The organism is Vibrio sp. ES.051 (genome assembly GCF_002563795.1).
In the GTDB taxonomy this organism is placed as follows: Bacteria; Pseudomonadota; Gammaproteobacteria; order Enterobacterales; family Vibrionaceae; genus Vibrio.
Window position 1 is genome coordinate 436,751 of the sequence record NZ_PDJL01000006.1, and the last position, 15,809, is coordinate 452,559.

The 15,809-nt window shown below is 47.4% G+C and carries 7 protein-coding genes; 1 reads left to right on the forward strand and 6 read right to left on the reverse strand.

The annotated features are described in order from the left end of the window. Positions 1–90: 90 nt before the first annotated feature. The 6 genes from ATG66_RS19180 to ATG66_RS19205 all read right to left on the reverse strand — a co-directional run bounded on the left by ATG66_RS19180 (position 91) and on the right by ATG66_RS19205 (position 13,272). Positions 91–7,557, reverse strand: coding sequence for an Ig-like domain-containing protein (locus tag ATG66_RS19180; protein WP_218925184.1), 7,467 nt, complete (start codon positions 7,555–7,557; stop codon positions 91–93). Positions 7,558–8,040: 483 nt separating this feature from the next. Then, entirely contained in the window at positions 8,041–9,333 is a 1,293-nt protein-coding gene (gene envZ, locus ATG66_RS19185) for a two-component system sensor histidine kinase EnvZ (protein WP_098416799.1), read from the reverse strand. Between the two features lie 98 nt (positions 9,334–9,431). Continuing rightward, positions 9,432–10,151 (reverse strand): osmolarity response regulator transcription factor OmpR, encoded by a 720-nt coding sequence (gene ompR, locus ATG66_RS19190; RefSeq protein ID WP_098416800.1) that lies wholly within the window; start codon positions 10,149–10,151, stop codon positions 9,432–9,434. Between the two features lie 129 nt (positions 10,152–10,280). Beyond that, on the reverse strand, positions 10,281–10,676 hold the full coding sequence (locus tag ATG66_RS19195; protein ID WP_098416801.1) for a DUF1090 domain-containing protein: 396 nt from the start codon (positions 10,674–10,676) through the stop codon (positions 10,281–10,283). 107 nt (positions 10,677–10,783) lie between these two features. Beyond that, the gene (greB, locus tag ATG66_RS19200) at positions 10,784–11,275 is read right to left on the reverse strand and encodes a transcription elongation factor GreB (RefSeq protein WP_098416802.1); all 492 of its coding nucleotides are present in this window, start codon (positions 11,273–11,275) and stop codon (positions 10,784–10,786) included. A gap of 116 nt (positions 11,276–11,391) precedes the next feature. Beyond that, a complete protein-coding gene (locus tag ATG66_RS19205) occupies positions 11,392–13,272 on the reverse strand; it encodes a putative ATP-dependent zinc protease (RefSeq protein ID WP_098416803.1) in 1,881 nt (626 codons plus the stop codon). A gap of 205 nt (positions 13,273–13,477) precedes the next feature. Between ATG66_RS19205 and ATG66_RS19210 the strand changes: the two genes are divergently transcribed. Beyond that, entirely contained in the window at positions 13,478–15,799 is a 2,322-nt protein-coding gene (locus tag ATG66_RS19210; protein ID WP_098416804.1) for a Tex family protein, read from the forward strand. The last annotated feature ends 10 nt before the right edge of the window (positions 15,800–15,809 follow it).

The window sequence follows — 15,809 nt, forward strand, 5'->3', positions numbered from 1 at the left end:
ATGCCATGTTGCCATGGCATGCTTTTTATCTCTTGTTATAAATTGCACTTATCTAGCTAGAAAAGTCGATATTTGCCGCTCTCTAGCATACTACCTTTTGACGGGCACTAACTCACTAGCATGTAACTCTGCAACTACTCGGCGGTTCAATTGGTGTGCTTTCGCTGTGTTTTCGTCGCTGAGCAAGCGAGTTTCACCAAAGCCGATGCCCGTGATTCGACTAGGGTCAACTTCGAACTTATTGTTCAAAATAGTGACAACCGAGTCTGCACGGCTTTGAGACAGCTTCAAGTTACTCAATGCACGACCCTGTACATCTGTATGTCCCTCAATCACCACTTGGCTATCAGGATGCGCTTGCATGAAATCCGCCACCTTTTTGAGCTCAGTAAAATACTTAGGATCAACTTGCGCTGAGTTCAAGCCGAATTGAATATTCAAACGAACACTTATGTTCAACTGTTCCAATAAAGTACAGCCCAACTCATCCACTTGAAAGGCAATATTACTGTCTGGACACTGATCTAACTCATCCGACACACCATCACCATCGGCATCCAGAATTTGTACTTCCACTAACAAGACTGGCTCAGGCTGAGGAACAACCTTTGACTTGATTTGAAGTACAGGCTTGAGCTCAGCTTCAGCCTCAGTTTGAAGCGTGAGCTGAGGCTCTGATTTTGTCTCTGGTTGAGGTGTGATTTTAAGCTCAGCCTTTGGTTCTGGTTTTGTTTCTAGGTGAGAAGACTCAACTGGCTCAAGCGTTATTGGCATTGGTTCATCCATTGCAGCGTATGCCCTAGTAAAGTAATAACGTACGCCGAGTGAAAAATTATTCACCCTGTCATTATCCAACTGCACTGTCTCTGCTGCTGCATACAACTGCCATTGCTTAGTCAGATCATAATTCACCCCCAGACCAAGTAGGAGGTCAGTACCACTAATACTGTCTGAGCCGACTGAGTGCGAATTGACCTGCGTATCGTAATCACGCTGCCAATTAAACAACCCAGCTTTACCCGAGATCGTCCAATCGTCCGCTAACGGATAGTAGATCAATCCCGAGAGTGCAAAACCTTTACCGGTATCTGGATAAAGATGCTCAACCGCATCATAAAAAGCAATTTCTTGACTAGCAGGGAGAGCGCCATTGATCGTCAATTGACGCGAACCTAAATCCAAATACTCTAGCTGCGCCGCCCACATCTGCGCGAACTGATAACCAGCAAATAGACTGTAGCTTGCGCCACTTTTATCCATATCGATTGCGGCATCACTGAGGTTAAAGTCACTTAAAGCCCCAGTAAGATCACCGTTAGAAACTGCAGTTTGAGCCACCCCTAATTGAGCACCTACAAACCAGTTCTGCTGCACACGATCACTGGCTTGGGTTACAAAGCTCGGCAGCAATATCATCATCGCTAAAATAATAGTTCGCTTGTGCTGACGCACCTGCCTTACTGTCAGTAGTAATACCGACATCAAAACAAACAGCGGATGTAATGCACCACCACTCGACTCTGTGACCGTTGCCACTCTGCTCATCTCTTTCACCGCCATCAACACCGTCCCAGTGGCTTGTCCTCCCTGCTCATCTTCAATAACATAAGTTAGGGTGTCGATACCAAAGAAATCAGCATTTGGCGTGTAACGCAGTTTTCCACTTACCGAGATACTAACCGAACCATGATTTGCTGCAGCATTAACCACGCGAATCACGTCAAACTCAGGATCACTCGCAAGTGAAAGTACGTCCACGACAACATTAGACGCGCCTTGATCGAGCTCGACCGTAAACTCATCACCAGCTTGTGGTGCTTGGTTAACAATAAAGTTAAGAGTTATCGTACCGAACGCAGTGCCACCGTTACCATCAGACACACCATACTGGATGGTATCTGGTGCGATGCTGTTTGCCATCGGTTGATACTCTATCAGCGTGCCCGTCCAAGTCGTCGAGCCCAGGTTTGCCGTTACTGACTGTACGACCAAAGCGTCGTTATCTGGGTCGGTAATCAAATCTGAGATATCAATGCTCACCGGCTGATTGTATTTAACGCTGAGCGTCTTATCTAACGCCTGAGGCAAAGTGTTTCCAGTATTCAGAACGCCAACAAAACCAGGGTCGACCACCGCACCATTTCGCTCACCGTCATCGTCGTAGAGACCACCATCTTCAATCTCAACTTGAACACACCAGTGCCCTTCCGTCAGACCTTGCGTCCATTCAGGATTTCTCGGTGGTGGACAGTAACCAGGCTCACCGGCGGCTGACCAAAGGCGATTTTTATTATCGTCTGCCGCAGGCTCAAAGGTATGCCAACCACGAGTTGCGTTGTATTTACGATAAAGGGCGTTAGCAGGGATTGGCTTACGTTGGGGGAAAACTACCGCTACCGACTGGCTGCTCTCTGGCAATCCATAAGAGATAAAGTCAAAAATACCGCCCACGTTGACCGCTGCGCTGTCAGCCACAATACCGCCGATTTGGTTGGTTACGTCTTGCTCAGTAATGTGCGCGCCGCCCGTTTCACCTTGCAAGGTAAACGCGCCACGGCGTAAACACACCCCCGGCTCTGATTCTACTAAGTAGCCATCTTGGGTGTCGATTTGCTCGAACAAAATGTTACATTCGTTGATGCGATCTTGTGCATCAGGAATGCCATCACCATCCGAATCGACAAAACCTTCTAGATAATCCGGAATATTATCACCATCGGAGTCCTCTTCACCCAACACCGGCAGACTATCGACTACCTGTACGTACACCGAGCTGCGGTTAGTTAAGCTGCCACTATCGGTGACCAATAGATCGATATGATACACACCAACAGTCAGTCCTTGAGGGTCGAACTGATACAGCCCTTGATCACTACTTACATTTGCCAGATCAAGGTCGCTTGGCACCCATCGATAATCGAAACTATCGGATAAATTGGGATCGTACACGTCCGATTGAATGCTCACCAAACCGCCGTCACGCGTGACCAACATACGCTGCTCATCGCTTTGGCTTACAACCAACTCGACCTCGGGCGCAATATTACCTTGCGTGATAGTAGTGGTATGGTTCGCTTTTGCACCTCGGTTAAGCGACGGATCTAATATCACCTCAACGCTGACCGCTTCACCCGCTAATACACTTCCTTCAACCGTATTAAACTGAATTCGCGCAGAGGTGCCGCGTTCAATCGTGAGACTACCCGACTGCAAATCATGCGTTTGGGTTTTGGAACTTGTGCTCACTGTAAATGGCACCACAACTGGATACTCGGGTGATGGTCCGTTGAGCAACACCTCAATCTCTACCGATTCACCTGCTAATACGGTTTGATCTTTTTGCAGAGAAATCAACGGACGAACACACACTTTTTGCGCAGTAATCGCCGAGTTTCCTTCTTTATCCGTCGCTTGCCAGTACACCGTACTAATTCCTGCTGGGAACAGCGTGACGCCATCCACTAACGAGACTGGAATATCGTTGCCATATTTATCCAGTGCTGACGCTTCACCTAAATTAACTTTGGTATACAAAGCTGTCGCTTGCACTTCCTGATCACCACAGCGATCAGTTGGTGCCGTAATGCTAGGTAAGCTGTTTGGATCGTTAGGCTCTACAGTCACAAATACCGACGCATTTGCCGTCTCTTTGTTGCCATCGCTGATGGTGTAAGTAATGGTCGTGTTGCCAATATAAGCCTCTGGCGGAATGTAGTTGAGCGTGCCATCACTGTTAATCTTGACTTGCCCTTGCTCTACGCTCGCAAATACCACACTGAGCGCATCACCATCGACATCGTAGTCGTTCGCTAGCACATTAATCGGTGTGTTCTGATAAATAGTGACACTACTGTGAAGTTCACTCACCATTGCGCTATCGTCTATCGCTACTGGCGCATCATTGATTGGGACGACATTGATGTTGCTGCCACTTGTGCTATTGCTTACGGCATCTTTAACGATAACCGTTAACCCAACATCACCATGGCCATTCTCCACATTGATAAACTCGACATTATCACCTTGCAAAAATGCCTGAATATCGCTAGCCAACCCCGTTAGCGTTAAAGTGCCAGTGTCGTTACCTGTCACAATCACAAGGTTGTTACCCAAAGCGTTTAAAGTGCCACTGTCCACTTGCAAGGTTACGGTCAATGAATCACCATCGTCATCGCGCAAAACAAGGTTCGCAAAACTCAGTGAGCCTTTGGTATCTTCAACGCCACTCAGGCTATCCGGTACGCCTGTCACCACGGGTATGTCATTGATATTCTCAATGACTGCGGTCGGTTCACTGTGTAATAAGGTTGCCGTATCTTGCGACTCATGCGTACCAAACCCATCCACGTACCAGACGGCAACCGACAACTGTTTATCAACATCCACATCGGAGGTCAGGTAAGTGTTTCGCGTTTCACCATTAAGAAGTTCGCCATTGCGATACCACTGGTAGTGCAATTCGCCCAAACCGTCTTCATCGGCCAAGGTACTCGTATTCGCCGTTAGAGTTTGATCCTCTTGCGCTAAACCGTCTATGGTCACCGCTCCAGTCGGCGCATCGTTGACATTGTCGATAGTTACGGTAAAGCACTTCTGCTCCGTGGTTGTGCCATCACTAATGTCAAAACAGAAAGTATGTTTTCCAATATCGTTCTGACTTGGAGTTCCGCTAAGCTGCGGTAGAACATGTTCGACTTTACGAAACTTTTTATTATCAAAATCGACCACATACAAATTTCCATCTCGATCAATGGTGATGCCTTCAGGTGAGGAGAATTGAGCGCTCGTACCACTACCATTTTGAAAACCCTTTTTTGACCCCGCTATATGACTCACTGTTTTGTCTGTGGAAATTTTAACCACACGATGAGCCATTCTGTCAGTGACAAATAGATTGCCTTCTGTATCTATGCTTAAAGAATGAAGAGTATCGAGCATCTCTAGAGGTTCACTTTGCGACCGCACATAAGTTGACACTAAACCGGTTGGGGTGATTTTTCGTATGCCGTCATATTCCATATCAATAAGGTAGAGATTATCATTGCTATCTACAACAATGCGCCAAGGACGACTAAAGAGCGCTGCAGTGCCTTGACCATCAACATAGCCACTGCTTGCACCAGCAAAGGTGGTTACCTCCCCTTCGGGAGTTATTTTTCGGATCTTGTGGTTTTTATAGTCAGCAACAAATACATTGCCTTTGCTATCTACAGCCAAACCTCGAGGTTGATTAAATTTCGCCGCGGTACCAACACCATCCACGTACCCAGGCCGACTTCCGCCTTTACCTGCTAGCGTAGTAACCCTACCATCATCGGTAGAAACCTTACGAATGGTGTTATTATCTAGATCACTGACATACAGGTTATCTTGTGCATCTATCGCTAACGATGAGGGGCGGTTAAACTGCGCGACATCTGCCGAGCCATCGAGATATCCCTGTTTACTGCCAATGGTTATTAACACTTCCCCTTGAGGGGAAACTTTCAATATCTTGTGAGCTGTATGGAAAGCTATGTAAAAATTACCCGCGCTGTCGATGACAATATCGCGAGCATAATAAACCTGACTCAACGGTAAAGATGAAAATACAGTGCTAACTTGCCATTCATCGAGCCTAGCCCAATTTGGTAGCTGAGATTGTTGGATGCCATCGTTAAATTGATACGAGGTCAAACGCCACTGCATTGCATCACCGTCAATATCAGTGCCAAGTGCGCCCAAATCCAGAGCATAGGCCTGCTCTTCATAGCCATGCAGCTGTTCCGACGTTGGCTGAGTAATGACAGGGGTATCGTTCGCTCCATGGATAGTGATCGCTAACGTCGCCGTATCGCTCAACGCACCATCGCTCACGGTATATGTCATGCTCTCACTCAGTGTTTCACCACCTTTTAGTGCATTGACGGCTGACAATGTATTATCAAGTTCATAATGATAGCTGCCATCCGTATTCAAGGTGATGCTGCCGTATTTAGTAGCAAGCTCTCTACCAACGTAACCCTCTGTGATGGCAGTAACACCAATAGCGTCTCCATCCGCATCGCTATCGTTGTCGAGCACGTTACCAGTTGCAACCGAGCTATTTTGCAGATTCGGCAGTTCGGTCACGCTTGCCATATCATCGTGAGCTTGGGGGGGACTGGTCACGGTCACGACATAACACTGCTCTGCAAAGCCTGCGCCATCGGTCACCTCGAAGCAGAAGGTATGTTGACCGACCTCATCAATAGTCGGTGCGGCACTCAGTTGGTCGGTAGCGGACAGTTTGGTGACATTGCCTGTTCCTAACTGGGTGAGATAAATCTCGCCAGAAGATGTGGCATCAATCGCAACTGGTCGAGAGAATGTTGCATCACTTGTTAGAGTGGTAACAATACCTTGTGACGAAATGGCACGAATTTTGTTATTAGAGGTATCGCTAATGTATAGAGTGCCATCGTCGCCAAAACTCATCTGCTGAGGTCGATTAAAACTAGCACTGACAGTGAGACCATCATCAATGCCTTGATCTCCAGTACCAGCAAATGTACTTACCATGCCATCTGGCGATATCACACGAATGCGATTGTTTTCGGTATCAGCAACATAAAGGCGGCCATCACTCGCCATGGCGAGACCTTTTGGCGTATCAAACTGGGCATTAGTCGCATCGCCGTCTGCAAAACCTTTCTCACCGGTTCCGGCAAAGGTGCTGACGGTGCCATCTGGTGCAATGCGACGAATACTGTGGTTTAGAGAGTCAGCGACATAGAGTGTGCCATCAACTCCCAAAGCCAACCCAAAGGGGTAATTGAAGCTGGCGCTATCGCTCGTACCATCCATAAAGCCTCTGCCACCACCTGCTAGGGTACTGACATCGCCGTTAGGCAGTACTTTACGAATACGGTGGCTTTGATAATCTGCAACATATAAGGCCCCATCTGCTGCTAATGCTAATCCACTTGGTTGCCAGAAACGCGCATTTTCGCTTGTGCCATCAGCAAAACCGTAATCCGTGGAGCCGGCTAATACGCTAGTGAGGCCATCTGGAGCAATATCCACGATATGGTTTTTGCTTGAGTTGCTCACATAAAGCATACCATTTGGACGAACAACCAAACCTCGTGGGCCCGAAAGACGTGTTATCTTTTCCGCTTGCCAGTTTTCACCTAAATGGGCCCATGCGGGCCAATCTGTTTGGCTCGGGCCACCGTTAAACTGATAGCTTTTTAGCTGCCAACGAAGGGAAGCTCCATCAGGTGCCGAACCTAAAGTTCCCAATTTCAGGGCATAAGGCACGCCTGCGCTTGCTTGCAGTTTGGCATCACTAGGGTCTAAATCGGTAAGCGTAAAGTCAGCTCGGACGAATAGATAAAGGAGAGCTTCCTTTGAAATATTGTAATCACTCAAAGTTCGAGTGTCTTCTAGTGCACTATCTTCAAAAATAAGTCGTTGAGCGTAATCGGGGATGCCTTCACGGTGCTGAATTTGGGTTTTGACAATTGCGATAGAATCGGACGCCTCCACATCCAATGTAATGGTTTTACCTGCTGGTGTTTTAACGAATATCTGCATTGCCATTAACGGTGGTGACAATAAAGAAAACAAAATAAAAAGCCCCAATTTGGGCAAAATATATCGAGGATATTTATTGTAAAGAAAAAACATCAAACAACCTTTTTTCAATTAGTTATATTAATTCATGCAATAGTTGTGACTATCGTTTTAACGAAATGGCGTAAAAAATTAATCTTATCTATCCAGTAAATAATTAAATGATAAGAACGACCTAAACTTTTGTTAACCGTTACTTCATATTATCAACAGGTCTGATCTGAAAATTTGTAGCGCGAAGTTATATTAATCTTGGACAGGAATCACTATTTTTTTTCAATCTTATGACACTACTCTGACTTAATTACAAAAAATAATGTCTAGTTATTGAGGTGCTAAAGTGATTTCATCAACGCGCTCGAGGTCCAAGACGAAGGGATAACTAAGATAAGATAGGCAAGGGAGCGACATCCCCCTTGGCTTGGCTTTTTGATTGGAAATGAATTAGCGTGTCGGAAAACTGATTTGTGCAATCAAGCCGCCTTCGCTGCGATTACGCATCACGACAGACCCAGAATGCTGGCTCACGATACGCTTGACAATGGCCAGCCCCAGCCCTGTCCCTTCGCTACCACGAGCGGTATCGCCGCGCGTAAAGGGCTCAAATAGCTTAGCGACTTGAGATTGCTCTATCCCCGGCCCGTTATCTTCAACGCATACCCAGACCAGTTGCTTATCTGCGGTGGCGCCCGTGCTGATTTTTACCCAACCATTACCGTAACGCAGTGCATTCACGACGAGATTACTCACCGCTCGTTTGATCGCAATCGGGTTGCCTTTCGCGGGAGGTAGATTGGGATTGAGATCGGTTTCAATTTCGACCTCATAACCACCTTCTGAACTGGCCACATCACTGGCAATCGTACTGATATCCACTGACTCAAGTGACTCTTTATTCACGGGTTTGAGATAATCCATAAATTGGCTGATGATTTCGTTACACTCTTCGGTATCACTGATGATCCCTTCCGCGAGGTAGCTGTCTTCAGGCGACATCATTTCCGTCGCCAAGCGAATGCGAGTTAACGGCGTGCGCAAGTCATGACTGATGCCGGCCATCAGTAAGGCGCGATCTTCTTCCAGCTCTTGAATGCCTTGGGACATTTGATTAAACGCTCGCGTTACCGAACGAATTTCAGATGCTCCTTTTTCAGGCAGGGGTGGCGGAATGTCACCTCGTCCTACGCCTTTCGCCGCTCTTTCTAAAGCCACCAGCGGACGGTTTTGTAAACGTATAAATAACCAACCGCCCACGATGATCAATAGCGCCATGATGAGGCTGTTACGAAACAGTGGCGCAAAGTCTTCTTCTTGAAGTTCAGAGAGAGGGATGCGAATAATCGAATTCGGTAGCTTTTCGATGTGCATCCATAAAATATAACTGTCACTCCCCAGCAGTAATCGCACTTCTGTCGGCGAACCTAACTCCTGGCTCATTTCTTCCGACATCAAATCAATCGACATGGCGTGATGAAATTCCGTGGTTTTTTCACTATCGAGGCTGTGAACCGTCACTCCTAACCTCTCGAGTAACTGGCGTCGCAAAGGCGCATCGGACTTTAAATCGCCTTCATCATCCAGCACGAGGTTTAATTCATGAGCGAGAATTTTATTGAACTGTTGCAAGCTTGGCATCAAGGCGTAGTTAAAAACGGCGTAATAAGAGAAGACTTGGCTAGCGAGCAGCAAAGAGATGAACAGCAAAATGGATTGTGTCAGTGAACTACGAATACGCATGCAACGTTCCTGGTGGTTATAATCGCAAGATTTCAGCCCTCAACAATGGTTGAAGGCTGAAGTTCTATCGCCCAGAGCAGGCGTTTGGAATCAGCGAGTTAAACCGCGTTACCATCCGGGACAAAAACGTAACCCAAGCCCCATACGGTTTGAATATAACGAGGCTTGCTCGGATCATCTTCCAGCATGCGACGTAAACGCGAAATTTGCACGTCAATAGAACGTTCCATCGCCGAGTATTCACGTCCACGAGCCATGTTCATCAACTTATCGCGTGACATAGGCTCACGCGCATTCATCACTAAAGCTTTCAGCACCGCAAACTCACCCGAGGTCAATGGCATCGATTCTTCACCTCGGAACATTTCTCTCGTGCCTAAGTTGAGGCGAAATTCACCGAACTCAACCACTTTTTCTTCCGTGCTTGGTGCCCCAGGCAGCTCCACGGTTTGGCGGCGTAATACGGCTTTAATACGCGCGAGTAACTCACGCGGGTTAAAGGGTTTCGGTAGGTAGTCATCTGCGCCCACTTCCAGGCCGACAATACGATCCACTTCATCACCTTTGGCGGTCAGCATTAAGATGGGTAACATGTTGTTGGCATGGCGTAAGCGGCGACAAATCGACAAACCATCTTCGCCTGGCAGCATTAAGTCCAGCACCATTAAATGAAAATTTTCGCGCGTGAGCAGGCGATCCATCTGTTCGCCATTGGCAACACTTCGGACCTGAAAACCTTGCTCAGAAAGGTAACGCTCCAATAGAGCACGCAAACGAGCATCGTCATCAACCACTAAAATTTTATGATTTTCTTGCATTGAAACATCCTTTCAGAAGCGTCTATTGTCGAAAATGTATCACTGTTTTTTCAAACGTGCTTGAGCAAATTGTTACTCTTTTTATCTTAAGTGGTTTATTCGCTCTTAAACGTGCGTTTTCAGCACCATTTATTGGCCGTAATTCCACTCCAGCTCGCGCTTAGCATCAAGTAACTCTTGCTGAGATTCTTCGAGTTTCTGACGCTTTTTCTCAATTTTATCTGCTTTTCCAGATCGTTTAGCCTCCGCCAACTCTTGTTCACGCTCTTGTACTTCTTGCGCTTTTTCTTCAACTTCAACTTGCAGTTCCTGACGCAATGTTTCTTCTGAACACTCGTTTTGAATCCCGGCCAATGCACGCTCTAAGCCCTTAATACGATACTCATTGCCTTGTGCTTTGGCGTACTCTATCTGCTGTTCAACCGCTAACTCTTTAGCCTCACAGCCTTTCACTTCATCTTTAGCGAAAGTTGGCAGAGAAAACCCCATCATGAGCACAGTGCCACACATTACTGCTTTGATCATTTTACGTCTCCGATAAACGCATACGCGCTTTTTGTATAGAAAGTATATTGGCGTTCAAACCTGTATCTAACTTGCCAATATCGACTCACCAAACAGGTGGTAAAGCCTTATTCCCCCGTGTTTGGCTTGGTGTATTCAATCGAGTTGATGAACCACTCTTTTTCCCCTTCCGGCGTTCGTACCGTGAACTCGTCATCCACTTGTTTTTTTAACATCGCTCTCGCCATAGGCGAATCAATGGAGATGTAATCTTTCGCATCGCCATAAATCTCTTCCGGCCCAACAATGCGAAACCGTTTCACATCGCCCGCTTCGTTTTCAATCTCAACCCACGCTCCAAAAAAGACTTTGCCTTCTTGTTGAGGTGAGTAGTCCACAATGGTGACGTCAGGCAAAAACTTTCTGAGAAAGCGAACACGACGGTCGATCTGACGAAGCAGACGTTTATTGAAGGTGTAATCCGCATTTTCTGAGCGATCGCCTAGGCTCGCCGCCCAAGTCACGATTTTAGTAATTTCTGGGCGCTTTTCATGCCAAAGGTAATCGTGTTCTTGTTTGAGCTTGTTGTAACCTTCACGTGTAATCAGCTTAGTTTTCAATTGAACTCCTTCCTCCACTAAAAAATGCCACTCTTCAGCAGCATTAAGGAAATGACATAACCAAAGCGTACCTCAAGGCAGGCTTTGGGGCTTAGTATGATAAAGCGGTCGAAAAGCTACTTTTCGTAATCCGGCTTTTTCGTCACGATATAGTTCGTATCACTGGAAACAACTGCACCATGTTTGAGAAAGTTTTTACCTAAAATCATGCTGTAATGAAAGCGGCCACGGTTTTGTAAATTGACTCGGATCTTCTTCTCAAGTTCCCCTAATTTTACCTGCATTTCGACCACGGGACGTACGTTGGCTTTTTCTCCTTTTTTTGCTTTGATACGCATCACATCGACCACTTCTCGGGTAAATTTTTTCGTCATGCCTAGGTCGTTTTCATAGGTGAAGCTGACCAGATTCTTGCCATCTTGTTTAAATTGTTTGATGTTCTTGGCGTTGATAGAGCTAACGTCAGCGCCAGTATCCAGTTTGACAGGGAAAGACATCCCTTCGACTTGCGCCACTTCGATGTGACCGGCTCTAAACAACGGTCTCGCATCCAATAAGTGGTCGGCTCGTGTGTTGAGCAACACTCCACCTTTGGCGATATCATGCCCAAAGACAAAGAACGGGTGAGGCTCATCTTCATCCAGTACATCGAGCGCAAACTCCATCGGTCTTTCTTGGCTACCGAAGAGGAAACTCCCCTCAACAACAGGGCGAGTTGAGTTACCCACCTTGAGCTTTTTCAAGACGAGCTTAGTGAGTTTTTTTTCTTTGCCCTGTTCATCATTCAAATAAAATGTGACTAACTCGTCTTTGCCTTTTTCGGTCAGCTCAAACCCATTCACACGCAATAACGGGGTTTTTACGGTAAAAGTTGGGTAAGCTGAGACGGTATAACCATCAATAGTGACTTGTTCTTCTGGCGAGATCACTAGGGGGTTTGACTTAAGCGCATTTTGGAACGTTTTTTCTACCCCACCTAATAAGTTTTCTTTGTCAGTATCAATCACAAAATGCTGGCTAGCGACATCCTTGCCAAGGCGAATTTGCGAGCTGAATTTGCTGCGATCACGTAAATACACCAACCACCGCTGGGTTTCATTTTCGCCCACCTTGACTGGCAAATACACCAGCGGGCGTTCCCCTTTTGTCGTTTTCAGCATGCGTACTAAAGGCAATGTGATGGGATGACGTTTACCGTTCTCACCCTCTAAGGTGAAAGACACTGTTTTTTGCTTCTTATCAATTTCGATGTCGAGTGCATGTGCGTTGGTGTAACGACTGGTGGTCGAAATGCTCATTTTGTAAGGTACGCCCTCTACAGCAACGGTTTCCTTCTTTCCAACCATTTTAGCCTTAGGTTGTGCTTGTAGGTAATCGTATCCCGCAAAGACCCACGCATGGTTATCGAGAAATGTTTTACCAACCAAGATGGGAGCAGAAAACTGAGTACGTTTAGTGAGGTTGACGACCGTATCGACAGTCTGTCCGGCAATGGTCATGGGCATTTTCACGGTTGGACGTAAAATGGGTTGCTTACTCGTGCGGCTGCGAATGGCACTCACCCGCTCAAGGTCGTCAGTGATTTTGATGGCTTTGCCTGTATAGGGGTGCGGGATAGTAAAACTCACCGAGACCTGATAAGGCGCAAAAGTACCGGCTTCCCACTTCGCTTTGGTCCCTCCCAAGTCATCGACAATGGCCCACAGTAACTGACTGTTTTTCAAACGCTGGTAGTCTGGATGAGTGCTGCTGACCTGAATATTCTCTGCATGCATGGAGGTGGTATCCGCCCCCGTATCAATCTTGCCGATAAAGGGCACATCTCTTAATTCTGGGATCTGACTGTAGTAAACGCTCTCCACCCGCCCTAACACCAGCTTGTCGTCTAGCTGATATACAGGCATTTGCGTGGTGGCTGATATGGATTGCGCCCAACTAAACGTGGCAACAAGTAAGGCACTCGTGAGAGCTAAAACCAAAGAGATTTTTTTCATCATGATGATCCGTATGAGTCGAGGGTGCATTTGTTAGTCGATAACTGAGGGGATAAGTTCTCAATTTAATTACAGTTTTGACATAAACCTAACCAATGTCCAACAGCGCTCGGTAAATTTTTGCCAAGCTAATTTTAAAACATTGCAAATTGTTTAAATAACCCCAATGTTCTATACAACTAAAACCGAATTGAAAGAGAATACACGGATGAGCCAAGCTATCTGTCGCATGATTGCTCAAGAGCTAAATGCTCGCCCTGAGCAAGTCAACGCCGCTGTCACCTTAATTGATGACGGTAACACGGTCCCTTTTATTGCACGATATCGTAAAGAGGTGACGGGTGGCCTTGATGATACCCAGCTGCGTACTCTGGACAGCCGTCTATCTTACCTTCGAGAATTGGACAGCCGTCGTCAAACCATTCTGAAATCCATTCAGGAACAAGGCAAATTAACCCCAGAGCTGGAACAAGAAATCACTCAAGCAGACAGTAAGACCCGCCTTGAAGACCTTTACTTACCTTATAAACCTAAGCGTCGCACCAAAGGTCAAATCGCCATTGAAGCGGGGCTAGAACCGCTCGCGGACACACTTTGGAACCACCCACACACGGAACCGGAAAGCGAAGCAAGCCACTATATTGATGCGGACAAAGGTATCGTCGATACCAAAGCGGCACTGGATGGTGCACGTGCGATCATCATGGAGCGCATTGCAGAAGACGCAAACTTACTTGAGAAGGTTCGTCACCACCTAAACCGTAACGCCGAGTTGGTCTCGCGTGTGGTCGAAGGCAAAGAACAACAAGGTGAGAAGTTTAAAGACTATTTCAACCATAGTGAGCCTCTGAGCAAAGTACCATCGCACCGCGCACTGGCCATGTTGCGTGGCCGTAATGAAGGCTGCTTAACCTTGGCGATGAATGCCGATCCTGAGCAACAAGAAGGGGCGCGTCAATCTTATTGCGAAACCATCATCGCCGACCATTATGGGGTGACGCTAAGCAGTGCTCCTGCGGATGCATGGCGCAAACAAGTGATCAGTTGGGCATGGCGCATCAAAGTATCGATGCACATGGAAACCGAATTGATGGGCGCACTGAAAGAGCGCGCAGAAATCGAAGCGATTGACGTCTTCGCGACGAATCTAAAAGATTTATTGATGGCTGCACCGGCGGGGCCTCGTGCCACTTTGGGTCTGGATCCCGGTCTGCGAACAGGCTCAAAAATCGCCATTGTCGACGCCACAGGTAAAGTGTTGGCAACAGAAACCATTTACCCTCACCCGCCACAAAAGCAATACGACAAGTCAGCACAACTCATTGACCAATTGGTACGTAAATACAATGTCGATTTGATTGCGATTGGCAACGGCACCGCCTCTCGCGAAACCGATAGCTTTGTGGCCGACGTTATCAAGCGTGGTAACCTGAAAGTACAGAAGATCATTGTCAGTGAAGCGGGCGCGTCGGTTTACTCGGCATCGGAGCTCGCCGCGAAAGAGTTCCCAAATCTGGACGTATCATTGCGCGGCGCGGTGTCGATTGCCCGTCGCCTGCAAGACCCGCTGGCAGAACTCGTGAAAATCGACCCGAAATCAATCGGGGTCGGCCAGTACCAGCACGACGTAAGCCAATCTATGCTCGCCAAGCGTCTCGATGCCATCGTTGAAGACTGTGTCAACGCGGTGGGCGTCGACGCCAATACTGCGTCAGCAGCACTACTCTCTCGCGTCGCGGGGTTATCGAGCACCATCGCACAAAACATCGTCGCGTTCCGTGATGAAAATGGCCGCTTCAACACCCGGACCACCTTAAAAAAAGTCCCCCGTTTAGGGCCTAAAGCGTTCGAGCAGTGTGCGGGCTTCTTGCGTATTATGGACGGAAAAAACCCACTGGATGCCTCTGCCGTTCACCCTGAAGCGTACCCTTTAGTTAAAACCATCGCCGAGAAGAACAACAAAGACATCAAAGCACTGATTGGGGATTCTCCCTTCCTAAAAGGTCTGCATGCGGTGGATTACACCGACGATCACTTCGGGGTTCCAACGGTGACCGATATCATCAAAGAATTGGATAAGCCGGGACGTGATCCGCGTCCTGAGTTCAAAACCGCCACCTTTGCCGACGGTGTGAACTCCGTTTCTGATCTAGAACTGGGGATGATTTTAGAGGGAGTGGTATCAAACGTGGCCAACTTTGGGGCCTTCGTGGACATCGGCGTTCACCAAGATGGGCTTGTACACATTTCTGCCCTCACAGACCGTTTTGTCTCCGATCCCCGCGAAGTCGTAAAAGCCGGCGATATCGTCAAAGTAAAAGTAATGGAAGTCGACGTCCAACGTAAGCGTATTGCCTTAACGATGCGTCTCAACGATGAGCCCGGTCAAGACAACCGCAGCCAACGCTCATCAGCAGCGCCGCGTCGTAACGATCAACCGCAACGTCGTCAGCCTCGCCGTGATGACTCTTCATCGAACAACGCGATGGGTGGTGCCTTTGCGGCCGCTTTCGCTAAAGCGAAGAAGTAGTCGAGGTTTA

What these genes read in the sequence shown, in the direction of transcription:
- ompR (WP_098416800.1), bottom strand. Translation starts at nt 10,151, where the DNA reads ATGCAAGAAAATCATAAAATTTTAGTGGTTGATGACGATGCTCGTTTG.
- ATG66_RS19210 (WP_098416804.1), top strand. Translation starts at nt 13,478, where the DNA reads ATGAGCCAAGCTATCTGTCGCATGATTGCTCAAGAGCTAAATGCTCGC.
- ATG66_RS19205 (WP_098416803.1), bottom strand. Translation starts at nt 13,272, where the DNA reads ATGATGAAAAAAATCTCTTTGGTTTTAGCTCTCACGAGTGCCTTACTT.
- ATG66_RS19195 (WP_098416801.1), bottom strand. Translation starts at nt 10,676, where the DNA reads ATGATCAAAGCAGTAATGTGTGGCACTGTGCTCATGATGGGGTTTTCT.
- envZ (WP_098416799.1), bottom strand. Translation starts at nt 9,333, where the DNA reads ATGCGTATTCGTAGTTCACTGACACAATCCATTTTGCTGTTCATCTCT.
- ATG66_RS19180 (WP_218925184.1), bottom strand. Translation starts at nt 7,557, where the DNA reads ATGCAGATATTCGTTAAAACACCAGCAGGTAAAACCATTACATTGGAT.